General features: G+C 40.3%; 28 protein-coding genes and 1 riboswitch. Of the genes, 1 reads left to right on the plus strand and 27 read right to left on the minus strand.

Annotated elements, in window-relative coordinates:
* Positions 1 to 26: 26 nt before the first annotated feature.
* From rnc to FS458_RS12020, 11 genes are all read right to left on the minus strand, one after another.
* The gene (gene rnc, locus FS458_RS11970; RefSeq protein WP_260858766.1) at positions 27 to 737 is read right to left on the minus strand and encodes a ribonuclease III; all 711 of its coding nucleotides are present in this window, start codon (positions 735 to 737) and stop codon (positions 27 to 29) included.
* A gap of 183 nt (positions 738 to 920) precedes the next feature.
* Entirely contained in the window at positions 921 to 1,154 is a 234-nt protein-coding gene (gene acpP, locus FS458_RS11975; protein ID WP_066240701.1) for an acyl carrier protein, read from the minus strand.
* An 83-nt stretch (positions 1,155 to 1,237) separates the two neighbouring features.
* On the minus strand, positions 1,238 to 1,978 hold the full coding sequence (fabG, locus tag FS458_RS11980) for a 3-oxoacyl-[acyl-carrier-protein] reductase (RefSeq protein ID WP_144700825.1): 741 nt from the start codon (positions 1,976 to 1,978) through the stop codon (positions 1,238 to 1,240).
* Positions 1,971 to 2,921 carry an ACP S-malonyltransferase gene (gene fabD, locus FS458_RS11985; RefSeq protein ID WP_144700827.1) on the minus strand — a complete coding sequence of 317 codons (951 nt, stop codon included), beginning with the start codon at positions 2,919 to 2,921 and terminating at the stop codon, positions 1,971 to 1,973. The genes fabG and fabD overlap by 8 nt, the downstream gene beginning before the upstream one ends.
* 3 nt (positions 2,922 to 2,924) lie before the next feature.
* The gene (gene plsX / locus FS458_RS11990) at positions 2,925 to 3,923 is read right to left on the minus strand and encodes a phosphate acyltransferase PlsX (RefSeq protein WP_144700829.1); all 999 of its coding nucleotides are present in this window, start codon (positions 3,921 to 3,923) and stop codon (positions 2,925 to 2,927) included.
* 6 nt (positions 3,924 to 3,929) lie between these two features.
* Positions 3,930 to 4,502, minus strand: a complete 573-nt coding sequence (gene fapR, locus FS458_RS11995) for a transcription factor FapR (protein WP_144700831.1) — start codon at positions 4,500 to 4,502, stop codon at positions 3,930 to 3,932.
* A gap of 170 nt (positions 4,503 to 4,672) precedes the next feature.
* A complete protein-coding gene (recG, locus tag FS458_RS12000) occupies positions 4,673 to 6,709 on the minus strand; it encodes an ATP-dependent DNA helicase RecG (RefSeq protein WP_144700833.1) in 2,037 nt (678 codons plus the stop codon).
* 2 nt (positions 6,710 to 6,711) lie between these two features.
* Positions 6,712 to 7,599 (minus strand): L-serine ammonia-lyase, iron-sulfur-dependent, subunit alpha, encoded by an 888-nt coding sequence (sdaAA, locus tag FS458_RS12005; RefSeq protein WP_144700835.1) that lies wholly within the window; start codon positions 7,597 to 7,599, stop codon positions 6,712 to 6,714.
* Positions 7,600 to 7,611: 12 nt separating this feature from the next.
* On the minus strand, positions 7,612 to 8,274 hold the full coding sequence (gene sdaAB / locus FS458_RS12010; protein ID WP_144700837.1) for an L-serine ammonia-lyase, iron-sulfur-dependent subunit beta: 663 nt from the start codon (positions 8,272 to 8,274) through the stop codon (positions 7,612 to 7,614).
* A 96-nt stretch (positions 8,275 to 8,370) separates the two neighbouring features.
* Complete coding sequence (locus FS458_RS12015; RefSeq protein ID WP_144700839.1) at positions 8,371 to 10,047, minus strand: DAK2 domain-containing protein; 1,677 nt, start codon at positions 10,045 to 10,047, stop codon at positions 8,371 to 8,373.
* Between the two features lie 15 nt (positions 10,048 to 10,062).
* Positions 10,063 to 10,425, minus strand: a complete 363-nt coding sequence (locus tag FS458_RS12020) for an Asp23/Gls24 family envelope stress response protein (protein WP_066240675.1) — start codon at positions 10,423 to 10,425, stop codon at positions 10,063 to 10,065.
* Positions 10,426 to 10,659: 234 nt separating this feature from the next.
* Here FS458_RS12020 and rpmB point away from each other — a divergent pair, with 234 nt between their 5' ends.
* Positions 10,660 to 10,848: a 50S ribosomal protein L28 gene (gene rpmB / locus FS458_RS12025; protein ID WP_066240673.1), complete on the plus strand. Its 189-nt coding sequence runs from the start codon at positions 10,660 to 10,662 to the stop codon at positions 10,846 to 10,848.
* A gap of 331 nt (positions 10,849 to 11,179) precedes the next feature.
* On the opposite strand, the gene spoVM is transcribed toward rpmB, so the two are convergent.
* The 16 genes from spoVM to remA form a co-directional block, all read right to left on the minus strand.
* Positions 11,180 to 11,260, minus strand: a complete 81-nt coding sequence (spoVM, locus tag FS458_RS12030) for a stage V sporulation protein SpoVM (RefSeq protein WP_007202502.1) — start codon at positions 11,258 to 11,260, stop codon at positions 11,180 to 11,182.
* A 104-nt stretch (positions 11,261 to 11,364) separates the two neighbouring features.
* Positions 11,365 to 12,009: a thiamine diphosphokinase gene (locus tag FS458_RS12035; protein ID WP_144700841.1), complete on the minus strand. Its 645-nt coding sequence runs from the start codon at positions 12,007 to 12,009 to the stop codon at positions 11,365 to 11,367.
* A complete protein-coding gene (gene thiT / locus FS458_RS12040) occupies positions 12,006 to 12,578 on the minus strand; it encodes an energy-coupled thiamine transporter ThiT (protein WP_144700844.1) in 573 nt (190 codons plus the stop codon). Before thiT ends, FS458_RS12035 begins: the two co-directional genes overlap by 4 nt.
* Positions 12,579 to 12,666: 88 nt before the next feature.
* A riboswitch (TPP riboswitch) is annotated at positions 12,667 to 12,773 on the minus strand.
* Between the two features lie 21 nt (positions 12,774 to 12,794).
* Complete coding sequence (gene rpe, locus FS458_RS12045; RefSeq protein WP_144700846.1) at positions 12,795 to 13,442, minus strand: ribulose-phosphate 3-epimerase; 648 nt, start codon at positions 13,440 to 13,442, stop codon at positions 12,795 to 12,797.
* Positions 13,442 to 14,332 (minus strand): ribosome small subunit-dependent GTPase A, encoded by an 891-nt coding sequence (gene rsgA / locus FS458_RS12050; RefSeq protein ID WP_144700848.1) that lies wholly within the window; start codon positions 14,330 to 14,332, stop codon positions 13,442 to 13,444. Before rsgA ends, rpe begins: the two co-directional genes overlap by 1 nt.
* A gap of 2 nt (positions 14,333 to 14,334) precedes the next feature.
* Positions 14,335 to 16,365 (minus strand): Stk1 family PASTA domain-containing Ser/Thr kinase, encoded by a 2,031-nt coding sequence (gene pknB / locus FS458_RS12055; RefSeq protein ID WP_144700849.1) that lies wholly within the window; start codon positions 16,363 to 16,365, stop codon positions 14,335 to 14,337.
* Positions 16,362 to 17,216, minus strand: coding sequence for a Stp1/IreP family PP2C-type Ser/Thr phosphatase (locus FS458_RS12060; RefSeq protein ID WP_260858585.1), 855 nt, complete (start codon positions 17,214 to 17,216; stop codon positions 16,362 to 16,364). Before FS458_RS12060 ends, pknB begins: the two co-directional genes overlap by 4 nt.
* Entirely contained in the window at positions 17,128 to 18,213 is a 1,086-nt protein-coding gene (gene rlmN / locus FS458_RS12065) for a 23S rRNA (adenine(2503)-C(2))-methyltransferase RlmN (protein WP_144700850.1), read from the minus strand. Before rlmN ends, FS458_RS12060 begins: the two co-directional genes overlap by 89 nt.
* A complete protein-coding gene (gene rsmB / locus FS458_RS12070; protein WP_144700851.1) occupies positions 18,206 to 19,579 on the minus strand; it encodes a 16S rRNA (cytosine(967)-C(5))-methyltransferase RsmB in 1,374 nt (457 codons plus the stop codon). Before rsmB ends, rlmN begins: the two co-directional genes overlap by 8 nt.
* A gap of 2 nt (positions 19,580 to 19,581) precedes the next feature.
* Entirely contained in the window at positions 19,582 to 20,511 is a 930-nt protein-coding gene (gene fmt, locus FS458_RS12075) for a methionyl-tRNA formyltransferase (protein ID WP_260858586.1), read from the minus strand.
* A gap of 2 nt (positions 20,512 to 20,513) precedes the next feature.
* Positions 20,514 to 20,987, minus strand: coding sequence for a peptide deformylase (gene def, locus FS458_RS12080; RefSeq protein WP_144700857.1), 474 nt, complete (start codon positions 20,985 to 20,987; stop codon positions 20,514 to 20,516).
* Positions 20,988 to 21,006: 19 nt separating this feature from the next.
* A complete protein-coding gene (gene priA, locus FS458_RS12085; protein ID WP_144700859.1) occupies positions 21,007 to 23,415 on the minus strand; it encodes a primosomal protein N' in 2,409 nt (802 codons plus the stop codon).
* The gene (gene coaBC / locus FS458_RS12090) at positions 23,412 to 24,617 is read right to left on the minus strand and encodes a bifunctional phosphopantothenoylcysteine decarboxylase/phosphopantothenate--cysteine ligase CoaBC (protein ID WP_144700861.1); all 1,206 of its coding nucleotides are present in this window, start codon (positions 24,615 to 24,617) and stop codon (positions 23,412 to 23,414) included. Before coaBC ends, priA begins: the two co-directional genes overlap by 4 nt.
* Positions 24,618 to 24,761: 144 nt before the next feature.
* On the minus strand, positions 24,762 to 24,968 hold the full coding sequence (rpoZ, locus tag FS458_RS12095) for a DNA-directed RNA polymerase subunit omega (RefSeq protein WP_144700863.1): 207 nt from the start codon (positions 24,966 to 24,968) through the stop codon (positions 24,762 to 24,764).
* Positions 24,968 to 25,585 (minus strand): guanylate kinase, encoded by a 618-nt coding sequence (gene gmk, locus FS458_RS12100; protein WP_144700865.1) that lies wholly within the window; start codon positions 25,583 to 25,585, stop codon positions 24,968 to 24,970. The genes rpoZ and gmk overlap by 1 nt, the downstream gene beginning before the upstream one ends.
* 15 nt (positions 25,586 to 25,600) lie before the next feature.
* Positions 25,601 to 25,864, minus strand: a complete 264-nt coding sequence (gene remA, locus FS458_RS12105; protein WP_137789711.1) for an extracellular matrix/biofilm regulator RemA — start codon at positions 25,862 to 25,864, stop codon at positions 25,601 to 25,603.
* Positions 25,865 to 26,159: the final 295 nt, after the last annotated feature.

Here is a 26,159-nt window from a genome sequence, read left to right on the forward strand (position 1 = left end):
TGCCTAATGTTAAGGGGGTTTTTTGTTTAGCTCTTTTTAGACACTCTCTCTATCGCTTCTTGTGCCGCATGCTGTTCAGCTTCTTTTTTGGACCTGCCATACCCTATTCCGAAACTCTCTTCATTCAATCTTACTTCTGACACAAACTCTCGATTGTGTGCCGGACCTTTTTCTTGAATGATTCGATAGTCGATATGACCTAATCCTTCACGCTGTACATATTCTTGTAACTGACTTTTAAAATCCATCACATGAGAAAAAGCACCTTCGTTTATTCGTGGCACCACATACTGATTTAAAAACTCTTTTACTTTTTCGAGTCCTTGATCGAGATATAGCGCTCCAATAAATGCTTCAAAAACATCTGCTAAAAGGGCTGGTCTTGATCTTCCTCCAGTATTCTCTTCACCTTTTCCCAATAAAACAAACTCACCAAAATGAAGGTCGTTTGCAAAGAGAACCAACGACGGCTCGCATACGATAGCTGCTCTAAGTTTCGTAAGCTCACCTTCACTCATATTTGCAAACTTGCTGTATAAATATTGAGATATGGTCAATTCAAGAACGGCATCACCTAGAAATTCAAGTCTTTCATTATCCTCAAACGTTCTTCCTCGATGCTCATTCACATATGATGAATGCGTAAATGCTTGAGCTAACAATTTTTCATTCTGAAACTTTATGTTTAAACGCTCTTGTATCGGGGCTACTTTTTGAATGCGCACCTTGTCATCCATGCCCTTTTTGGAAGCAGATTTAAACCGATTTTTCACCGTTTTCTTTTGAGTTGAATGTTGTTTTGAACCTTTCATAAACTTCCTCCAAAAATCTCGTAAAAGGGCTATTTTGCTATTGATATTTTTCCGTTAAAAAGGGAAGAAAGCCCCGCTGTTTTGCACGGGACTTTATCCGTCTTACACTTATTGTTTGCTGTTTATGTAATTTACAACGTCACCAACAGTTGCAATTTTCTCAGCATCTTCGTCAGAAATTTCTAGTTCGAACTCATCTTCAAGTTCCATTACTAGTTCAACTACATCAAGAGAGTCAGCACCAAGATCTTCTTTAAAGGAAGCTTCAGGCTTAACCTCAGATGCATCAACACCTAAACGGTCCACAACAATCTTTGAAACTCTATCTAAAACATCTGCCATTTTGTGTGTCACCTCCTTTCAATAGTATATTCTTTTTCCCATTAAAAAACTAGAGGGATTTGTAGTCATCGAAGGTTCTTTTCTTACATCACCATTCCGCCGTCTACATGGAGGGTTTGGCCTGTGATATAAGAACTTGCATCACTTGCTAAGAATGCTGCCGCTGATGCGATATCATCAGGCTGTCCAAAACGAGCAAGCGGAATGCTTCTAAGCATTTCCGATTTAATGCCTTCTTCTAGTTTACCAGTCATATCTGTCTCGATAAAACCTGGTGCAATGGCATTAACCGTGATTCCTCTAGAAGAAAGTTCTTTAGCTGCTGTTTTCGTTAAGCCAATTACACCAGCTTTAGCTGCTACATAGTTTGCTTGCCCTGCGTTTCCAGATACACCAACAATAGAGGCAATATTAATAATACGACCTTTTCTTTGTTTCATCATCTGTCTTGTTACAGCCTTTGTAGTCAGGAAGACTCCTTTAAGATTCGTGTTGATAACCGCATCCCAGTCTTCTTCTTTCATTCTCATCAAAAGGTTATCTCTCGTGATTCCTGCGTTATTAACGAGAACGTCGAGACTTCCAAACTCATCAACAACTGTTTTTACCATGTTCGTAACATCTTCTGATGAAGAGATATCCGCTTTAATCGCAAAAGCAGTTCCACCGTTTTCTTTTATTTCCTTTACGACTTCATTTGCCTTCTCTTCACTTCCAGAGTAATTCACCGCAACTTTAGCGCCATTTTTAGCAAAATACAAAGCGATCGCTCGTCCGATTCCTCGAGAGGCACCTGTTACTAAAACTGATTTTTCATTAAGCATCCACAGACTCTCCTTTTAGTTTCTCAACTGCCATGTTAATCGTCTCTAAATCACTTACAGCTATTACGTTAGCTCTTCGATTCACCTTTTTAACTAACCCTGAGAGAACTTTTCCTGGTCCGATCTCAACAAACGTATCAACACCTAGGTCCATTAACTCACGAACCGTTTCTTCCCAACGAACTGGCGAGTATAGTTGTTCGATCAACTTTTCTTTAATATCATCAAGATCGGTAATAGCTTTCGCCGTTACGTTAGCAATTACAGGAGTGTTTGCATCATTTATCACAATTCGATCTAAAATTTCGTTGAATTTATCTGCCGCTGGTTTCATAAGGGAAGAATGAAACGGTCCGCTTACCTGAAGTGGAATCACTTTGGCTCCTTCTTCTTTGGCAAGGGCACTAGCTTTCTCAACTCCACCAACGGTGCCAGAAATAACGATCTGCCCTGGGCAATTAAGATTAGCGATCTGAACGCTCTCTTCACCGTTAGAGACTTCCTTCGTAATTGTTTCTAATCGTTCTTGATCGAACCCGATCACAGCTGCCATCGTCCCTACTCCTGCAGGAACTGCTTCTTCCATAAGCAATCCTCTATTTCTAACCGCATAAACCGCGTCTTCAAAAGAAAGGCTGCCCGCTGCAACAAGTGCAGAGTATTCGCCAAGGCTATGACCTGCTACGTAGTCTGCTTGAATACCACGCTCTTTTAGCAGTTCAAGAACCGCTGTCGAGACCGTTAATAATGCCGGCTGTGTGTTTTCTGTTCTTGTAAGAACATCTTCCGGTCCTTCAAAGATAATATCTGACAGTTTCATACCAAGTTTTTCATCCGCTTTATCAAAAATAGTTTTTGCTGATGCTTCCTGTGATATTAGCTCTTTACCCATTCCTACTGCTTGAGAGCCTTGTCCAGGAAAAAGAAAGGCAATTTTCCCCATCTCTTACTCCTCCTTGTTATCTTGGGATTGTACATGATTCTGAATGGTTGGTACCACGTTCTTCTCTACCATACTTTTGGTTTGTCTGATTGCATTCAACATAGCATTCGCATTTGAGGAACCATGAGCTTTAATAACAGGCGCTGCTAGTCCGAACAAACCAGCTCCTCCATACTCTGTATAGTCAAGTTTATCTTTTATGCCTCTTAATTTCGGCTTTAATACTCCAGCTGCTAGTTTTGAAGTTAAACTTGATGTTAACTGTTCTTTAATCATTGAAAACATGCTCATAGCAGTTCCTTCGATCGATTTAAGAACCAAGTTTCCAGCAAATCCATCACACACAACTACGTCCGCTGCTCCCATCAAGAGATCTCTTGCTTCAACATTCCCAACAAAATTAATATCTGCTTCCTGTAAAAGTGAAAATGCAGCTTTCGTTAAAGCATTTCCTTTCTCACTTTCTGTTCCAACGTTTAGTAATCCTACGCGCGGTTTTTCAACACCTCGTACTTCTTTCCAATACACAGAACCCATCAATGCATATTGTAAGAGGTGCTCTGGCTTCGCATCCATATTAGCGCCTACATCTAAGAACAAGAATCCATCACCGTTTAAAGTCGGAAGTGTCGGAGCAAGCGCTGGACGATCAATGCCTTTTATACGGCCTACATAAAACAACCCACTGGCCATCAATGCCCCTGTGTTACCAGCAGAAATATATGCATCAGCTTTACCTGATTTCACTTCGTTTGCTGCTACTACCATCGAAGCATTCTTTTTTCGACGAACTGCTCGAACTGGCTCCTCTGATGTTTCGATCACTTCATCGGTATGGATGATCGTAAACGCGTGCTTTTCAGGTAGATGTTTTACGATTTGATCCTGATCTCCAACTAACGTAATCGAAAGCTCTGGATATTGTTCTTTCGCTAGAATTGCACCTTTAACGATTTCTGCTGGTGCATTGTCGCCACCCATTGCATCTATTGCGATATTCATGCTGATTTAACTTCCTTCCTTTGTATCTTGTGCAGATCTATACATGGTAAATTCACCTTTGAAAACAGGCTCATTCTCTACATAACTAGTAACTTCTACAATAGTTCTCTCTTGAGTGGTCTCTTTTACTTTCGCTTTTGCAACCACTCTCTCTCCTACTCTAACAGGTCGAGAAAACCGAATGTTCGCTTTGGCGGTTAATGCCAATTCATCATTTATTATCGCTACTGCCAACGAGTTCGCCTGAGCGAAAACGTGATGGCCCCTTGCAATCTTATTACGAGAAAATACATGTTCTTCTTTTATGTCTAATATAGAAATAGCGGATTCATCTAACTGTAAGTCAATGATTTCTCCGATGACCTCTTCAAGCGGCAGTGCTTTTACATCATCCAGTTTAGTTTCTGCCACAGACTTTATTCTTTCTCTTAGCTCTGGAATGGAAAGTTCCAAACGGTCAAGCCTAATCGTCTGAACGCTGACACTAAACTTTTCTGCCAATTCTTCATCTGTTATAAAAGGGGTTAACTTAATCGTTTCCTTTAACAGCTCTTGTCTCTCTTTTTTTGATTTTTTCATAGTTTCTTCCTTCTTCCATACAAAGGTCTCATATATGAGAAAGATAGTGAGTAAAGATGCAGTGCGTAGAAAAGCAGGTAACGCCATTACAGCGTACCTGCTATTTATCTTTCTGCTATTAAGAGCTGGTACTAATAGTAGTATATAGTATCAACACTCTTCTTTCAAGATTAATCTAGTCTTTCTTTGTCGAGCACACCTTGCCTTGTTAAAACTTCTCGAATCAATCGATACGTCTCATCTTGCCAGAACTCTTCTGATTGAACGAGTCTAGCCGCATCGTGTCTAGCTGTTTCTAGTATTCGATAATCATGTACGAGGTCAGCTACCTTAAAGTTTGGAACACCGCTTTGCTTGTTTCCAAAAAAATCACCTGGTCCACGAAGTTCAAGGTCTTTTTCCGAAAGCTCAAAACCATTTGTTGTCTCCGTCATAATCCTCATCCGCTCTTGACCTTCTTCAGACTTCGGATCTGCGATGAGTACACAATATGATTGTTCGCTGCCGCGCCCAACTCGTCCTCTTAACTGATGCAATTGTGAGAGCCCAAATCTTTCTGCATCGTATATGACCATGATAGTAGCGTTTGGAACATTTACCCCGACCTCTACAACCGTTGTAGATACGAGGATCTGACAAACATTCGCTGCAAACTTTCTCATCACCTCATCTTTTTCTGTCGAATGCAATCTTCCGTGCATCAGACCTACTTGGTAAGTATGGAAATAAGCACTTAGCTGCGCATGAACGTCAATCGCATTCTGCACATCTATTTTTTCTGATTCTTCGATTAATGGACAGATCACATAAGCTTGTCTTCCAGATTCAATTTCTTTTTTTATAAAATCAAGAACACGATCTAACATGCCATGTTTCGCCCAATGCGTGATGATCGGCTTTCTTCCCGCTGGCATCACATCAATCGTTGAAACATCCATATCTCCAAAAGCCGATATCGCAAGAGTACGAGGTATAGGTGTTGCCGTCATAAAGAGAACATCTGGACTCTCGCCTTTTTCCCTTAATACTCTTCTTTGGTTAACTCCAAACCGATGCTGCTCGTCTGTAATCACTAGACCAAGGCTATTAAAATTTACTTCCTCTTGAATAAGGGCGTGTGTACCAACCATGATCTGGATCTCTCCTTGCTGTAAAAGGTTCAACGTTTCTCTCCGCATCTTCCCTTTAACAGAGGAAGTTAAAAGAGCTACTGTAATTCCAAACGGAGCAAAAAGCTCTTTTAACGATTGAAAATGCTGTTCAGCCAGAATTTCTGTTGGTACCATCAGCGCACCTTGTCTGTTAGCTGTAACTGCTGCATATAACGCTACAGCTGCCACTACTGTTTTACCAGAGCCAACATCCCCTTGAAGCAGCCTGTTCATCCGGCTAGTATCTGAAAGATCTTTTAATATCTCATCGACCACCCTCTGCTGTGCTTCGGTTAGCTGAAAAGGTAAAGAACGAATGAATGTGTTTACTTCATCTCGATCAAACTTTAAAGCTGCTCCTTTAGATTGCTGTCTGTTCCATTTTCTAAAGATCTGCATCTTTAATTGAAAATACAACAATTCTTCATACGCAAGCCTTCTTCTTCCCGCTTTTAACGCCTTAAAATCTTCAGGAAAATGCATCATCTTAAGAGCTGATTCTCGATCGGGAAGTCGATAAGATTCACGGATTTCTTGAGGAAGTGGATCCTCGATCGCACCAGAGAACTGGCGAAATGCCGAATCTATAATCTTACGCATCGTTTTGCCATATAAAGAACCTTTGACAGAATAGACCGGTTCAATCTTATGATCATCACTGAATGTTCCAAAATGAACATCGCTGACGGTTAACGTCATTTTATTTCGGTCCCATTTACCTGTTACGGTAAGTGTTTGTCCTAGAGCAATCTGATTCTTTAAGAAAGGTCGATTGAAGATTGTCGCAGTGATCAAATATTTACCGATCAACATCCTAAATGTTAGACGGGATTTTTTCTTCGGAAAATAACGCAGAGAAGGTTCAGAATGAACCTTCCCTTCAATCGTTGCTTTTTCATCATGCGCAATCTCCGCAAGATCTTTCTTTTGGTAATCTTCATACCGGTAGGGTAGATATTCTAAAAGATCTTCAACTGAATGAATACCCATGCTAGCCAGCTCTTCAGCCTTCTTCTCTCCAATACCGTTTACTGCTGTTATTGATTGATTCAGCATCGTTATTTCTCGTTCAACGGAATGCCGAATATTTTTGCTTCAAGCTCTCTTCCTGTTGGTGTAGCTGCTAAGCCTCCAAGAGCTGTTTCACGGAGAGCAGATGGCATCGTGAGACCGATCTTGTACATCGCATCGATCACTTCGTCACAAGGAATACGGCTTACGATCCCAGCAAGTGCCATATCAGCCGCTACTATAGCATTGCTTGCACCCATCGCGTTTCGTTTCACACAAGGAACCTCTACTAATCCAGCGACAGGATCACAAACAAGTCCTAGCATATTCTTTAGTGCGATCGCCATCGCTTCGGCTGATTGCGAAGGTGATCCTCCTGCAAGTTCGACGATCGCCGCTGCTGCCATACCAGTAGCAGAACCCACCTCAGCTTGGCATCCACCTGCTGCTCCAGAAATTGAAGCGTTGTTTGCGACAACAAAACCAAACGCACCTGCAGCAAACAAATACTCAATCATTTGTTCTCGGGTAGGATTTAATTTTTCTTTTAACGCAAACAGAGTACCAGGAACGACTCCTGCAGAACCTGCTGTAGGCGTTGCACAAATCGTACCCATTGCCGCGTTCACTTCATTTGTTGCCATGGCTTTGCTTACGGCATCAAGCATAAGTTCGCCTGATAGAGATTTACCAGATTTAATATACGTTTGAAGAAGCTTTCCGTCCCCTCCGGTTAGACCAGAATGTGATTTCACATCTTCTGTAATTCCTCGCATGACGGCTTCTTCCATCACTCTTAAATTTCGATCCATGAACCCTAGAACTTCTTCTCTAGAACGCCCAGTAACATCCATTTCTTGCTGTATCATAATCTCTGAGATCTTACAATTTTTCGACTCAGCTAATTCTATTAATTCAGCTACATTACGAAACATACTTCTCACCTCTTAATCGTGTATCTTTACTACTTGTTGAACAATCGGGAGAGAATTTAGTTCGTTTATGATGATCTCATCTGCATTCTGATCGATCTCAATAACCATCAAAGCTTCTTTCCCTTTTTCTTTTCTTGATACTTCCATATGACCAATATTGATCTCGTGCTTAGCTAATATATTTGCCACTCCTGCTATCGCTCCATATTTATCATTATGAACGATCAAAAGAGCTGGGTGATTTCCAGATAAACGCAGTTCAAACCCATTAAGCTCTGTAATCTCTATTTTTCCGCCACCGATTGATATTCCGACAACTTCGATTCTGTCTGTCTCATCTCCAATGATGACACGAGCTGTGTTAGGGTGATCAGTTATAGCATCTTCGGCGGTCATCTTCACTTCAATACCCTCTTGCTTCGCTATTGTAAGCGCATCCACAATTCGAGTATCAAACGTGTCATAATCTAGGATTCCGCCAACGATCGCAACATCCGTTCCGTGACCACGATAGGTTTTTGCAAAAGAGCCATAGAACGATATGGTTGCGTATTTAGGTTTCCTGCCGAAAAGACTTCTCGCTACTCGACCGATGCGCGCCGCGCCGGCTGTATGTGAACTAGAAGGCCCAATCATAATGGGACCGATAATATCAAATACACTTTTATATTTCATGACGTTCTCCTTCAAGTTGCGTTTTTTCCCATAAAAATAAGTATTCCCTCTTAACTTTATCATACTTTAAGTTTAAGAGAGAATACTTTTCATTTTTTACTCTACTGATAAGATGAATGAATAGATCGGTTGCTTACCATTATGAATTTCAGCTTCCGCATCAGGATACTTTTCTTCAATAAATTCAGCAAGCTCCTTAGCTTCTTCTTCAGAGCTATCTTCACCATAGATGATCGTAACGATCTCTGAATCTTCATCGAGCATGTTGGAGAGAAGTTCTTTTGTAACTTCTTGTTTGTCTGTCTTAGAAGTTAGAATTTTCCCTTCAGATATTCCCATAAAATCACCTTTTGCAATTTCAACACCATCGATCGATGTGTCACGAACTGCATAAGTAACTTGACCTGACTTTACAGAAGTAACAGCTTCGTTCATCTTCTTTTCATTCTCAGCCATATCAGCTGAAGGATTGAAAGCTAATATAGAAGCGATACCTTGTGGCACTGTTTTTGTGCGGATGATTACAACTTTTTCATCAACAACACTTGCAGCTTGTTCAGATGCCATGATGATGTTGCTATTGTTTGGAAGGATGAACACTTTCTCAGCGTTTACCTCAGCAATTGCTTTTACGATATCTTCTGTACTTGGGTTCATCGTTTGTCCACCTTGGATAACCGATGCGCCCATCGATGAAAACATCTCTTCGATTCCCTCACCCATTGCAACTGTAACGATACCATATTCCTTTTTCTTCTCAGAAGTAGGTTGTGAGTACGAAGGGATTACTTCGTTCTCGCTCTCTAGGATCGCTGAGTGCTGCTCACGCATGTTTTCGATCTTGATATTGATCAAGCTGCCATAACGATGTGCAAGTGTTAGCATGTTACCAGGTTGTTCCGTATGGATGTGAACCTTTACTACGTCTTCATCAGCAACGACTAGTAAGGAATCACCATGTTGACTTAACTCATTACGGAAGGTGATCTCATCGAATGGATTACTTTTGATCTTTTTATCTTCGAACCTTACCATGAACTCTGTACAATATCCAAAGTGGATATCCTCCGTCTTCATGTGCATCTGTGCTTTATGATGCTCAGCGTTAACAAGTTCACCCATCGAAGGAGCATTTACTGAAACCTTTGGCAGTTCTTTGCCTTCTAGTACAGCCAAAAACCCTTCATAGACAGTGACTAACCCTTGTCCACCAGAATCAACAACGCCGACTTCTTTCAGAACTGGCAGTAAATCTGGCGTACGGTTTAAGGAAGCTTTCGATTCTTTAACAAGCTCTTTCATAATGTATAGAATATCGTCTGATTTTTTAGCTTCTTTAACTGCCTTTTTTGCAGCGTCTTTAGCTACAGTTAGAATCGTACCTTCTACTGGTTTCATAACAGCTTTGTAGGCAGTTTCAACACCTTTATCAAATGCATTGGCAAATTCAGCAGCGTTAATGGTTTCTTTTCCTTCGATTGATTTAGAGAATCCTCTAAACAATTGTGAAAGGATAACACCAGAGTTTCCGCGTGCTCCCATAAGTAAGCCTTTTGCAAAAGCACTGGCAACAGCGCCAATTTGATTAGACGTGTTTTTTTCTACTTCTTTTGCACCAGAAGTAATCGTTAAATTCATGTTCGTTCCTGTATCACCATCAGGTACAGGGAAAACATTAAGTGCGTCGACCATTGCTGCATTTCTTGTTAAATTTGAAGCACCCTCGAGTACCATTTTTGAAAACTTTTTTCCATCTAATACTTTTAAAGACACAAAACTTCCTCCTAACTAAGGGGTTGTCACCCTGACACCCTGAACGTAGATATTGACTGAGTCAACCGCCAAACCAAGCATTTGATCCAGGGTATATTTCACTTTGTTCTGAACGTTATGAGCCACTTCAGAAATCTTTGTTCCATAACTAACGATGATATACATATCAATATGTACTTCATCTTCTTCTTGTCGAACAACGATCCCTCGGGAGAAATTTTCACGTCCTAAAAGCTCAGTTATTCCATCCTTTAATTGCTTCCTTGATGCCATGCCAACAATTCCGTAACAATCAATTGCGGCTCCACCGGCGATAGTTGCAATTACTTCATTAGAAATATCAATTTGACCATAGGTTGTTTTCATTTCAATGGACATGCTTACATCCCCCTTTAATTTGTTAAATGGCTAACAAATATTTTACTATATATCAGCCTATTTTGAAAGGACTACTACATTTCACACTATGTAAATAGTATTGTCAAGGAAATTTACTTGAAAACCTTTTACGAATATGTTGCATTGCTTCTGAAGTCATGCTAATATTATTTAGTATTTAACATACGATTGAATTGATGCAAAGCTTTTTTGCTGTAAAGGAGGTTCACCTACATGGCTCGTAAATGTTTTATTACTGGAAAAGGACCTAAAACTGGTAACAAGCGTTCTCACGCAATGAACAAATCAAAGAAAAGCTGGGGAGCTAACGTCCAAAAGGTTCGTATTCTTGTGGACGGAAAGCCTAAACGCGTATACGTATCTGCTCGTGCCCTTAAATCTGGCAAAGTTGAACGTGTATAAATAAAAACAGCAGCAGCCGCTGCTGTTTTTTTCTTTGTCCAAAAAGCGCTTTGATAACCAAAATAGATTCAAGTGGACAGTATTTTAAAAAAAGGCGACAGTAAAAAGCTGAAAGCGGACAGTATTTTCTTTAAACTGGACAGTAAATCTTTAAAACTGGACAGTATTTTATTATATACAAAGATCCTTCCTAAAATATTTCTCTTCCATTCATGGGAAGGGTGCAACCTGCACCGGAAATCAACTACTCTCAAAGAACCCCCACTTATAAACATAGGCAATCATTCATAAAAACCAAACAAAAAAAGCGCACAAGCGCTTTTTTTGTTTGTTATCCTTTTTTGAAAGAACCTAAGACGGCACGTACGAAGCCTCCCAAGAATTTAGGAAGTTTAATGGTATAAAATTTCATCTTACCCCTCCTCCAGGCCCATAAAAAATGATAAGAGCTAAACATAAATACTTTATTCCCCTTTTTATAAAAAGGTGCTTTGGGGGCCTGTATTCCGTGATTTTTTAATCACGGCTCTTTACCATCAATATTATGCCGGAGTCAAAAGAATAAGTACCACTTTTATTTACAAGCTCATTGGAAACACATAATGATGATCCAGCCTGAAGCTTAGCTTGTTCTAACGGATATTTAAATCCCTCTAGAGTTATGCCTGTCACTTCTTCACTTTGAGCCAGAAATGAGACATATGAGTATCTATGATCTTGCTCAATATCATAGCATCCCGGTAAATGTAGAGAGATTTCATTCCTGTTATCAATAATTTTAACTTCTGTACGTACTCTCAGAGATCGATATAATAATTGGATGTTCATCAATTCGTGATCTAACCTTCCGCCAGTAGCGCCGAATATGAGTATTTGTTCCGGATCTTGTTTCAACGCCCACTCTAGTGCGAGCTCCATGTCTGTTGCATCTTTTTCTGATTGATACTGATTCACTTTTATGGATGAGTCTAAAATAATTTTTTTCTCATCATCAGAAATAGAATCAAAATCGCCAAATGCATGCTGTGGGAAGATGCCATTTTTTAATAGAAAGAGCGTTCCTCTGTCGACTCCGATCCAATTTTGATTCCTTTTGAAATCAGAGGGCTTTAGATCAGGGATCAGATGTTCAGGACCACCTGCGACGATGCTTATCTTCATGCTGCTTGGTGATGACCATTACGTGCGGCATGTAGTAGTTTCGGTGCTGTATTCGTTAATAGAATGACAACTAGCGCCGTAATCGCAAAAATAACAACCATGAATGATCCGTTGTATAAGAACGAATAAAGCCAAACATTCATTTCTTTTGGAGCAAATTCACTAAAGAAAATAACACCAGATAACACATGTGAAATCAACCTTAACGTACATCCTACAAAAATCCCAAGAACCATTAAAGCTGTTCTTTTTGATCTATTTTGAGCAAGTGATGGTGCGAATGCACCTGCTACTCCCGCTAAAGCAAAAGCAAGCGGATAATCAAGTATAACTTGTGCAAAATAATAGATTTGAGGATTGATAAGAAGTTGTAACAACCCAACGACTAATCCGGTAAAAACCCCTGCTTTTAAACCTCTTCTAAATGCTAATAGAAAAATAGGAACCATTTCGAGAGACACCGAACCACCTTGTGGCCAAATCCCTTTGAAGCTGATCAATCCTAAAATGAGTGAAAGTGCAGCCATGATCGCAATTTCAGCCATTAATAGTACTTTACCATTGTTCATTAATACTCCCCCTAGTAAGTCGATCGAATAAAAACAAAAAAAGCAACCGGCATGTGAGCTCGGTTGCTTTTGAGATATACATTCAAAAAGTCATACGACTCCACATCCCTACGCAGGTATGATCCAGCTTCAGGTTCAAAGGGTCGGGAGAACACTCCCCTCTCAGCCCTTTAAAGGACTCCCCCTGTGGTTGCTTATTTTATTTTCTGTAATCAATTATACACCACGAATGGCTTCTATTGCACCCTTTAAATCTTTCTTCCCATAAATGGCAGAACCAGCAACTAATACATTCGCACCTGCTTCAACACAAAGACGAGCGGTTTTTGGATTCACTCCACCATCAACTTCAATCTCAACATTCAATCCTTGTGTTTTTACGAGATCAGATACTTCTTTAATCTTAGGAACCACACTTTCAATGAACGCTTGTCCTCCAAAACCAGGATTTACTGTCATCAATAATACAAGGTCAACATCTTGAAGTATATGTCTGATAGAGTCTACTGAAGTAGCTGGATTTATAACCACTCCAGCTTTTACTCCATGTTGTTTAATAAGTTGCACCGTTCGATGAAGATGTGGTGATGCTTCTACATGTACAGAAATAATATCTGCACCTGCTTTTGCGAATTCCTCAATATATCGATCTGGATTTTCTATCATAAGATGTACATCTAATGGAAGCTTCGTAACTGGTCGAATCGCTTGAACAACAAGTGGTCCGATCGTGATGTTCGGTACGAAATGGCCATCCATCACATCAACATGAATATAATCCGCACCTGCTTCTTCAACAGCTTTTATATCATCGCCTAACTTTGAGAAGTCAGCCGAAAGAATGGAAGGAGCTATTTTAATCATCAGTACCTCCGTTTTTGATCTTTAATTTCTTGTAAAAAGCTTACGTAGTGGTCATAGCGGAATTTTGGAACGACTCCATCCTCTACCCCTTTTTTAACTGCACATTTTGGTTCCGACGTATGTGAACACCCTCTGAACTTGCAATCTCCGCGAAGCTCGTTCATCTCTGGAAAGTACATCGATAAGTCTTCTGCTTCAATGTTTAAGAAGTCTAATGAGCTGAACCCAGGCGTATCAGCAACTAACCCATTACCGAAAAGAATGAGTTCTACATGACGAGTCGTGTGCTTCCCTCGGCCTAAATGGCTTGAGATCTCGTTTGTTTCAAGCATTAACTCTGGATTGATCGCATTTAAAAGGGAAGACTTACCTACACCAGACTGCCCTGCAAAGACGGTAACTTTATCTTTGAAAAGCGGATAAAACATTTCAAGACTATCATCTGTTTTCGTCGAAGTTGGAATGACTTCGTAACCTAGTGTTTTGTACGCCTCAATATAATGGTTGATCTCCTCAATATCATCAGCTTTCTGTATAAGGTCCATTTTCGAGATACAAATAACAGGCAAAATATCGTTCGCTTCGATGTGAACAAGGAATCGGTCTAATAAAAGCGTGCTAAAATCAGGTTCAGTAGCTGAAAAAACAAGAATAGCTTGGTCTACGTTCGCGATAGGAGGACGAACTAATTCGTTTCTGCGTTCCTTCACATCAAGAATGTATCCATCTGTTATATTGCTTGACTCGTATTCTACCCAGTCCCCTACTAACGGATTTACTTTCTTTTTGCGGAAATTTCCTCTTCCTCTGCATTGGAAAACTTCAGCTTTTCCATTTTCCTTAACGTAATAAAAACCGGCTAGCGCTTTAACAATTCTTCCTTCAGGCATGCTTAATCACCATCGTCCCCTTCCTCATCATCTCTACTCATCCGTCCACTAGCACCTCTAGCGTCATCATAATTGATCGTCTCAGATTCCTCTTCTTCTCCGTTGATATACACAACGTATGAAGCAGAGCCACCTTCAGCGATCGTTAATGGCAGCTTATATTTCTTTTTGTCTGTAATCTGTTCTTCCACAAACACTTCATTTGAGGCGTTCTTATCCGAATATACAATCTTAATAGTAACGGGTTCTCTTTTGTCCTTTTTATCTACCTTAACTTCAATATCTTTCGTTATCGTGCGGTCTTCTGCAGGTGGTTCTTCTTCAGCTGGCGGTGGTTCTTCTTCTACTGTTTCAGGACCATCAGAAAGAACTACAGAGATCGTTGCTCCTTTTTCTACTTGTGTAAAAGGAGAAGGATCTTGCGAGATTACCCTGCCTTTTTCGACTGTATCAGAGAACTCTTTTGAAAATTCAACTGTCAGACCAGCATTGTCGGCAAATGTTTTTACATCTTGTTCAGATGCACCGATCAAATTCTCAACTTGAACCGACGGAGTTCCTGAACTAACGGTTAGTGTAACTTCCGTTTCTGCAGGTGTTACTTTTTCATCGCGATCAGGACTTTGTTCGAGCACGGTACCTTCAGGTTCAGAGTCTGACTCTTCATAGTTGATATTGATCTGTGAGAAGCCATCTTCTTTCAAACGTTCTTTCGCATCTTCTATATTATACCCTTCTACATCAGGCATATTTTCCTTTTCAGGGCCTTTTGATACGAATAACGTGACGATTGCCTGCTGTTTTACTTTTGTTCCAGGAGATGGGTCTTGCCTTACTACAAGACCTTCTTCAATCTCGGGATCAAATACTTCCTGCCGTTTCACTTCAAGACCTTCAGCTCTCAAGCTATCGAAAGCATCGACATATTCTTCTCCCGCTACATCAGGAACACTCACTTCTTCAACATAAAAGATTGAAGGCATCATCGTAAAAGCAGCAATTCCAGCACCGCCTAATAAAAGGAGTGAGATAAGTATAATAAGCCACCAATTTCGTTTTTTCTTAGGTTTCTCAGGCTTTTTTTCTTTTATTTCTTCTCCTTCAGCTTCCACTTTCTTTACCGGTGTCTCGACAGGTGGTACGACGATAGGAGGAATGTACTTTGTTTTTTCATCTTCCTCGCTTTCTTCGTTCCACTTTTGTTCATACATACGGTCTGGATCTAATGCCGAATTCATATCGTTCAACAGTTCATCAGCACTGTTATATCTTCTTAATGGGTTTTTGGCTAACGACTTCAAGACGATGTTCTCTACACTTTGTGGGATCTCAGGGTTCAACCTTCGCGGTTCGATCACGTTTTCTTGAAGGTGCTTTAACGCAACAGAAACCGGTGAATCTCCAACGAACGGTACTCTTCCTGTAACCATTTCGTAGAGTACAGCTCCAAATGAATAAATATCCGATTTTGCGTTCGCGATCCCCCCTCTTGCTTGTTCAGGTGAAAAGTAATGAACAGAACCAAGAATAGAGTTTGTATGCGTGATCGTAGCTGAAGTAATGGCGAGCGCTATCCCAAAGTCTGTTAACTTAGCTGTACCGTTATCTGTAATTAATATATTATGCGGTTTAATATCGCGATGTATGATTCCATGATCATGAGCGACCGCCATCCCTGAAACGATCTGCTTCATAATATGCAAAGATTCTTCTACAGATATTTTTCCATGTTCTTTTATGTATTGCTTTAGTGTTTTTCCTTGCACATATTCCATCACGATAAAATAAATCTCTTCATCTTCTCCAACATCATAGATGCTCACGATGTTTGGATGGTTAAGACTTGTTGCTGATTCAGCTTCTCTTTTAAATCGTCTGATGAAATCTTCATCTTTATTAAACTCTGAACGTAGAACTTTTACTGCTACATCTCTATCTAAAATTAAATCTTTTGCTCGATAAACGATGGCCATTCCGCCGTCACCAATTACTTCTAAAAGCTTGTAGCGGCCACTGACTCTTTTTCCTATCATGTTATTGCTTCCCCTTTTGTTTCTGTGTCAGAACTATTCTGTATAAGGATAGCAGTAATGTTATCTTCTCCACCGGCATCTTTGGCCCAAGTGATCAATCGTTCTACCTTCTCAGTAACAGATTCCATAGGATCTTGAAATACTTCTTGTATACGTTTGGACGATACTTTATCTGATAGACCGTCCGAACAAAGCAAAAGATAGTCACCGTTCTGCCAAGTGATCGTGTTTAACTCAGCTTCAACGGTTTCATCAGTACCCACAGCTTTCATGATCATGTTTCTTCTCGGATGAATCTCTGCCTCATCCTCAGTAATCTGACCGGATTTCACCAATTCTTGGACAAGTGAGTGATCATCTGTCACTCGTTTCAGTTCACCATTTGAATACAGATAACATCGGCTGTCACCGATATGAGCGACTGTAATCTCTTTGTTCGTACCTAAAGCAGCCACAACTGTAGTGCCCATACCTCTCGTTTCAGGATTCTCCTGAGAAAAATCAAAGATATGTTTATTCGTGTCTTTTAAAACATTCTGAATCCAATCTTTTACGTTTTCCATATTTTCTTCAAATTGAGACCATGCTTCTTTCATCACTTTCAGGGCTTCTTGGCTAGCGATATCACCAGCTTTATGTCCACCCATACCATCTGCGATAACTGCAAGAAAGTGTTCACCCTTTGTGAACACTTCCCCGCTGTCTTCATTATGCTTCCTTACCATTCCAACGTCTGTTTGAAAGGCAATTTGCATCTTCCCGTCACCTCGTCTCTTCTTTACGTTCCTTCGCACGCAGCTGACCGCATGCAGCATCAATATCATGACCTTGTTCTCTTCTGATGGTGGCATTAATGCCTCTTGAGGTTAACGTCTCTAAGAACTTAAAAATTTGTGTTTTTGGTGTTCGGACATAGTCTCTTTCTGGTACATAGTTTACAGGAATAAGGTTTACGTGACACTTAATATCTTTGATCAGATCTGCTAACTCATTCGCGTGTTCTACAGAATCGTTAACTTTACCGAACAGACCGTATTCAAACGTCACACGTCGTCCCGTCTTTTTAATGTAATAACGAATAGAATCCATCAATTCATTTAACGGATACATTCTGTTTACCGGCATCAATCGGCTTCTCGTCTCCGTGTTCGGCGCATGCAAAGAAATCGCGAAATTAATCTGCATTCCTTCGTCGGCGAACTTGTAGATGTATGGTACAACACCACTTGTTGAGATCGTAATGTGTCGGGCTCCGATATTAAGGCCTTGATCGTGGTTGATAATCTTTAGGAACGACATGAGTCCTTCATAGTTATCAAAAGGCTCACCGATCCCCATAACAACTACTGAACTTACTCTTTCTTCTGTTTCATCAAGTGCGCGCTGAACTTGAAGAACTTGAGCTACGATCTCACCAGCTAGTAGATTACGTTTCAGTCCACCTAATGTAGAAGCACAGAACGTACAGCCTAAACGACAACCTACTTGAGTTGTTACACAAATACTATTTCCATATTCATGTCTCATAAGAACCGTTTCAATCGAATAACCGTCTTGAAGCTCGAATAAAAATTTAATCGTGCCATCAGAAGATTCCTGACGCACAACTTCTTTTAATGGTTTGATATAAAAATCTTTCTCCAGCTTCTCACGAAGACCTAATGGGAGGTTCGTCATCTCCTCAAAAGAAGACACACGTTTTTTATACAGCCATTCAAAGATTTGTTTTCCTCTGAACTTTGGTTCTCTTATATCAGTAAGCCACGCTTCTAACTCATGAAGTTCTAAAGAAAAGATAGAAGGTTTGATATTTGGTTTTGTTTGTTTCTCTGTTAAAGGTTTAAGCATGTTTCTCACCACCTGTTGTCTTTTTTCTGTATGCTGCTATATAGAATCCGTCACTATTAAAATAATGAGGCATGATCTGAATATCTGACCTACCATCTATTATATAGGATTTTATGTTATTCGGCATTTTTTCCGCAAATTGGGAATCCCACTCAAAATCTGGATGGTTTGTTAAGAACCAATCTGCAACGTTATCGTTTTCTTCTTTATCAACTGTACACGTGCTGTACACGAGCAGTCCGCCATCCTTGACCATATCTGAAGCAGCATGCAAGATATCTCTTTGAATGTTCGTCAATCTCGTCACATCTTCTTCTGATTTTGACCATTTGAGATCAGGCTTTTTACGAATAACACCGAAACCGCTGCAAGGCGCATCTACAAGAACTCTATCAAATGTTCCTGATTCAAACTGATCAGATACTTTTCGTGCATCTAACACGGATGCTTCAATATTTTCAAGTCCAAGACGTTCTGCTTGTCTTTTGATCAAGTCAATCTTATGAGCATGAAGGTCTAGGGAAACAACCTTTCCTTCTCCTTGCATCAGTTCTGCCATATGTGTTGACTTTCCACCAGGTGCAGCGCAAGTATCAAGAATCGTTTCTCCAGGAACAGGATCAACGGCCCGTGCCACTAACATTGAACTTTCGTCTTGGATCGTTACGAGACCTTGTTTATATACATCAGTTGCTGGAAGATAGCCTTCCTTAACGATGATACCTTCAGGAGACAATTCTCCTTCTTCTGCTACAATTCCTTCTTCTAAGAGAAGCTCCAAAACGTCTTTTCTATTGCTTTTCTTCGTGTTTACTCTTGCAGTCACGGGAGAAGCTAGTAAGTTAGATTGTGCCATCTTCTCCGCATCTTCTTGTCCGAACTGATCTCTCCAGCGATCAAACAACCATTGAGGCATACTGTAAGAAAGAGCTTCTTTTTCAGCACCTTCTGAAGCTTTCTTATCCATGGCTTCTGTTCCTTCTCGCTGAAGTTTACGTAAAATTCCGTTTACGAGACCGGCTAGCCCTTGGTTTCCGCGTTCTTTCGTTATCTCTACAGCCTCATGAATAATCGCATGATCAGGAACTCTATCTAAATATAACATCTGAAAAATAGATAGTCTTAGTAGAGAAAGAACCCAACGGTCTTTTTTCTTTATCGGTTTGTTCAACAATTGATCCATATAAAAATCAATCGTGTTTTTTCGTTGTATCGTTCCGTACACGATATTTGTCAGTAGTGCTTTATCTACACTCTTCATGTTCGAGTTCTGCAATGTTTGATTCAATTGTAAATTGCTATAAGCCTGGTTCTGTTCTATTTTAAGTAAAACGTCCAGGGCGATCGCCCTAATGTTGTTATCCAACTCTACTCACCTAATCTCAAGCCTTTTGAAATGCTTGCTCCTTTAAGATAATCACTTGCTAACATTCTCTTTTTTCCAGAAAGCTGCAAGTCTGTAATGATAATGCTTGTTTTGTTTCCTGTTGCGACCTGAAGACCTTTTTCGTGAACACCGATTACAGTCCCAGGATCACAATCAGTACTTGTTTCTTTCTTTTCACCCCACCATACTTTAAGCGGCTGTCCGTTCAAATACGTATAAGCAACCGGCCATGGGTGTAGCCCACGAATGTGGTTATAAATGTCTTCACCAGACATTGTCCAATCGATCTTTTCTTGATCACGAGTGATGTTCCAAGCAAATGAAACTTCTTCATCTACCTGTGGCACAGGGTCTAGTTTTCCAGCAACAAGTTGAGGAATGGTTTCAGACAATAACTTTGCGCCTGCTGCACTCAACTTATCGTGCATCGAACCAACGTGATCATTTTCTTCGATTTCAACTTCAACTTGGGTAAGTATATCACCTGCATCTAATTTTTCAACCATATACATGATCGTGATCCCCGTCTTAGTGTTTCCGTCCATGATACTTTTGTGGATCGGAGCACCTCCGCGATACTTTGGAAGCAATGATGCATGAACATTGATACATCCATGTTGAGGTGTTTCAAGAATCGCTTTTGGTAAAATCTGTCCATATGCTGCTGTGACGATTAAGTCTGGTTGAAGAGCGATGATGTCTTCATAGTCTTCTCGCAGTTTAATAGGCTGATACACAGAAATTCCATGTTTTAAAGCTTCCTCTTTAACAGGAGTCTGCTTGATTTCTTTTTTTCTGCCGACTGGCTTGTCAGGCTGTGTGACAACACCAACGACATTGTAGCCATCTTCAACGAGCTGACGAAGAACAGGTACGGAAAAATCAGGTGTTCCCATAAATAATACTTTCATGTTTATCCCTCCAGTTCTTCCGTCTCGTAATATTCGATTACTTTTGATGTAAACAAGATTCCATGCAGGTGATCGATTTCATGTTGGATGGCACGAGCAAGAAAATCACTTGCTTTTAATGTAAACTCTTTTCCGTTTACATCGTAAGCTGTAACGGTAACTTCAAAAGGTCGTTCGACTTCACCAAATAATCCTGGGAAACTTAAACAGCCTTCAGGGCCACTCTGGCTGCCAGAAGCTTTTTTAATAACTGGGTTTATTAGAACAAGCTGACCCGTTTCGTCTCCAATATCTACAACTGCGATCTGTTCTGCAATTCCGATCTGTGGTGCAGCGAGTCCAACTCCTTCTGCCTCATACATCGTCTCAAACATATCTTCAACTAACTTCTTTAACTTTTTATCGAATGTTTTTACTGGTTCACATTCTGTCTCTAACACTGGATGTGGATGTTCTACAATTTTAAGAATGGTCATTTTGTATCTCCTTAACTAGCTACATAAGTGTTTGGGCGTTTAAATCACCCGTTATCTGAAGATCTTTGATCTCTTTATCTTTTTGAAAATGAGCAATAATCTCTTCAAACCAGGTTCTTAGCTCTGGCTCATTTTTGTATTTTATCATGACCTGATAGCGATATCTATCCTTCACGCGTGCAATGGGTGAAGTTACAGGTCCAAGAAGCAGACTCTCCGGTGATAACCTCTTTGATAGGTAGGTTGCTGCTTTCTCGCTCGCTTCAACCACTTGCATGAGGTCTAGATGACTGAACGTTAACAAACCTAAATAATAAAAGGGTGGATACTGATGAAGTTTCCGCGTTTGCATCTCTTGATTATAAAAGGTGTGAAAATCGTGCTTGGCTGCTAATTGAATGCTGTAATGCTGAGTATCATATCCTTGTACAATAACCTTTCCCTCAAGTTCGTGTCTGCCTGCACGGCCACTCACTTGTGTGAGAAGCTGGAAGGTTTTTTCGGAAGCTCTAAAGTCTGGAAGATGAAGCATCGTATCTGCAGCCAAAACGCCTACTAATGTTACTTTTGGAAAATCCAGCCCTTTTGCGATCATCTGTGTACCGAGCAGGATGTCAGCTTCACCATTTTCAAAGGCCGTTAACAACTTCTCATGACTGCCTTTCTTTGAAGTCGTATCAACATCCATCCGAATCACGCGTGCTTCAGGAAGTACTTTTGCAAGTTCTTCTTCAACTTTCTGTGTTCCTGTTCCAAAAAAACGGATATGTTCGGAAGTACAACTAGGGCAAACAGAAGGTGTACTCTCTTTATAACCGCAATAATGGCATTTTAATTCACCAAAACGTTTATGGTAGGTTAAAGAAATGTCACAGTGAGGACATTGTGCTACATAGCCACAATCTCTGCAAAGAATAAAAGAAGCATAGCCTCTTCTGTTCAAGAACAATACCGACTGTTCTCCTTTTTGAAGTCCGTTCTTCAGCTTGTCCATCAGAGCAAGAGAAAACATAGAGCGGTTCCCGTTCTTCAGTTCCTCTCTCATATCTACTATGGTGACTTCTGGCATCGGATTAGCATGTACGCGGTTAGCTAGCTCCGCTAATTGATACCTTCCTTTTTGAGCTCTTGCATATGTTTCAAGTGCCGGTGTTGCACTTCCAAGGACGATTGGACACGAATGATAGTTTCCTCTCCATATCGCCACATCTCGTGCGTGATAGCGCGGGTGATCTTCTTGTTTATAGCTTGTTTCGTGCTCTTCATCGATGATGACGATTCCTAAGTTTTGAAACGGAGCAAAGATCGCGGATCGCGCTCCAACAACGACGGAAACTTCTTTTCTAAGAATCTTTCGCCATTCATCATATTTTTCTCCAATTGATAATCCACTATGAAGAACCGCAACTGCACTACCGAAACGACCTTTAAAGCGGTTTACCATCTGCGGTGTTAAAGAGATCTCAGGTACGAGTACGATAGCTTCTTTTCCTTTATCCAGTACATTTTGGATGGACTGCAGATAGATCTCTGTTTTCCCACTTCCTGTTACACCATGGAGAAGGACCGTTTTATGTTCATTGTTCTCGATAGCTTGAAGAATCGGTTTAATCGCATTTCCTTGGTTTTCAGTTAATGCAAGAGGCTGTGTTCGTTTCATAGTACGGCCTTGAAACGGGTCACGATAGACCTCTTTTTCTTCTATAGAAAGAATTCCTTTTTTCGATAGTGTTTGTGATGTTGAGAGAGTAGCTCCTGTTTCATTTAAAATCTCCTGCAGAGGGTACTCTCCATCAGGCCGATGTAAGAGTTCTAAAAGGATCGCCTTTTGCTTTTCAGCATTTTTATTCAGCTTTTGAACCTGTTCTTCAGTTATAGCCCGGTCTCTTATAGAAACGAATTTTTGCTTCTTTTTATTCGCTTTATTTTTAACTTTATAAACAACTTCAAAAATTCCTTCTTTCGCTAACGACTGCAAAAGTGGTAACAGATCAGGATTTGATTTTGTCACATCACTAACGTGAATCTCGTTGTTGACTGAAAGAAGGGGACGTATCGAATCAGGAAGTTTATCAGATTTTATCACTTGAAATGACTTTTCATAAGTGGCTTTCATCGCAGCTGGCAACATAGCTTGATAAGCCGTAATGTAAAAACTAAGTGTATTCTCAGCCAGCCAACTTCCTAACTCGATCAGTTCGGACGTTAACACAGGTAACGGGTCCAGAATCTCCGTAATGTTTTTCATTCCTTTTACCGTAGATGCTGATTTCACCTCTAAGATAAAACCTTGAAGCTTTCTCGGTCCAAAAGGGACGATCACACGCATTCCCGGTTCTGCCCACTTTTCCCAAGCAGCTGGAATTTTATAGTCAAAGGTTTTGTTTACACTTCCAGAAGGTATGTCAACTACGACTGCCGCGATCATCTTTTCATCAATTCCATAACTTCTATTAATATTTCATGTGCTGCATTTTCCTTTGACAGAATCGGCAGTACCTTCTTAGATCCATCCTTCTTAATCATTATGATCTCGTTCGTGTCGCTTCCAAAACCTGAGCCTTCTTTCGACACATCATTACCTACAACCATATCTAGATTTTTACGAATCATCTTATCTTTTGCATAGTTCTCAAGATTTTCTGTCTCTGCCGCAAATCCTACTAATACTTGATGCTCTTTTTTCTCGCCAAGGGACTGCAGGATATCGATCGTCTTTTTCATCTCGATCGTCCAAAGATCTTCTTTCTTCTTAAATTTCTTTGAATGAACCGTGACGGGTGTATAATCTGCTACAGCAGCACATTTAATAACCACATCTTGTTCATGAAAACGAGACATTGTCGCTTCAAACATATCTTTAGTGGAAACTATTCTTTCAATAGTAATGCCTTCGGGTTCTGGTAATGCGGTTGGACCTGTAACAAGGGTCACATCTGCACCTAGTTTTTTTGCAACTGATGCGATCGCATATCCCATCTTGCCTGAAGAGTGGTTTGTAAAGTAACGAACAGGATCCAATTCTTCTCTAGTTGGACCAGCTGTTACGAGTATTTTTTTCCCTGTTAACGGCTTATCTAAAGCCTTATCTTCATTAAAATAAGCATGAACAGATTCTATCAATTCTTCTGGTTCTGCAAGTCTTCCTTTACCTATCCATCCACATGCTAAGAGCCCTTCATTCGGTTCGATGAAACGCCATCCGAATGAAGCTAATGTTTCCATATTCTTTTTAACTGCAGGATGGTTAAACATGTTTACATTCATCGCAGGTGCGATCAAAACGTCAGCTTTTGTTGCGAGCAATGTTGTTGTGAGCATGTCATCTGCGATTCCGTTAGCTAGCTTTCCGATCGAGTTTGCTGTCGCTGGAGCGATCAGAACAAGATCTGCCCAGTCTGCAAGGTCGATGTGACTAACAACTGCAGGATCTTTTTCCTCAAACGTATCTGTATAAACTTCTTCTCTTGTCAGCGTTTGAAAGGTAAGTGGTGTGATGAACTTTTGTGCAGATTCGGTAAGGATCACTTTAACTTCGTATCCATTTTGAAATAATCTACTTGCGACTGTCGCCGCTTTATATGCAGCTATTCCGCCTGAAACAGCTAGCAATATTTTCTTCTTTTCCATATTGAACCCCTTCCGCCGCTCATGACTTATACATGCTAACTCTATTTTACAGCATTTATATGTATTAAAAAATGTATTGAAATCTGTCGAGAACAAAAAAATAACAACCTTTAGTCAAGGTTGTATATTTTTTCGCTTGTTCTATTAATCTTCTGGTGTTTCTCCGACTTTCATCAATATACCGGATTGAATTTCTTCAAGTGCTTTACCGACAAACTTGTGTGATACAGGTTTTGCGATCTGTTGATTATCGTATTTTTGAATCTCTCTAGCACGCTTAGAACTAAGAGTAACTAATGAGTATTTTGAATCGATCTTTTCCATAAGAGAATCGATAGATGGATATAGCATTATTTGTCATCTCCTAAAATTTTTTCGTATTTTGGACGAACTCGGTCTACTCGGCAATGCTCCGTGGTAATGATTGCTTTGATTCGATTGCAAGCAGCATCGATCTCATCATTCACTACAGAATAATCATAGTGTCTCATGAGTTCGATTTCTTCCTTAGCTACAAACATGCGGTTGTTGATCAAATCTTCTGTCTCAGTACCGCGTCCAACAATACGACTTCTTAACTCATCCAGACTAGGCGGTGTTAAAAAGATGAACACACCTTCTGGAAAAATATTTTTAACTTGAAGTGCACCTTGTACCTCGATTTCTAAGATAACGTCTTTACCTTCATCAAGCGTACTATTCACATATTCAATCGGTGTTCCATAATAGTTGCCAACATATTCTGCCCACTCGAGCAGCTGTTTATTTTCAATCATATCAAGGAACTCTTCTTTTGTTTTAAAGAAGTATTCTACCCCATGCCGTTCGCCTTCACGCGGCTTTCTAGTCGTTGCTGAAACGGAATATTGAATGTCCAGCTTTTGTTCACGAAGTGCTTTACACACCGTTCCTTTTCCAACACCCGACGGACCGGAAAGAACAAACAGAATGCCTCTTTCTTTTTCCATAAAAACCTCCACAACCTAACTTTCTTCTGAGCCCTCATCAACCGACATCAGTCTGTGAGCTACTGTTTCAGGCTGAACAGCTGACAAGATGACATGATCACTGTCAGTCACAACAACCGCTCTCGTTCTACGGCCATATGTAGCATCAATCAGCATGTTTTTTTCTCGTGCGACCGTGATTAATCGTTTAATCGGTGCAGATTCAGGACTGACTACCGCAATAATTCGGTGAGCAGCAACAATATTTCCGTACCCAATATTAATTAATTTCATCTTCAAACGCCCCTAACCTGCTACTATTCTAGCCAAATGGAATAACGGGTCATACGCTAATTGTACGATATTGTGAAAAACTGTACACATGTTCTTATATTTTAGCACATAAATCCTGAAATCTAAACTAATTTCCCTATTTTTAAGGAAATACCGTAAAAAAGTTGAAAGCTACATCTTCTAGCTTGTACAGCTTCGAATGTTAGGCTATAGGCTAGAATCGCTCATAAAAGTCTGGAATCGCTCATAAAAGTCTGGAATCGCTCATAAAAGTCTGGAATCGCTCATAAAAGTCTGGAAT

It is taken from the genome of Fictibacillus phosphorivorans (assembly GCF_007673525.1).
Classification (GTDB): domain Bacteria; phylum Bacillota; class Bacilli; order Bacillales; family Fictibacillaceae; genus Fictibacillus; species Fictibacillus phosphorivorans_C.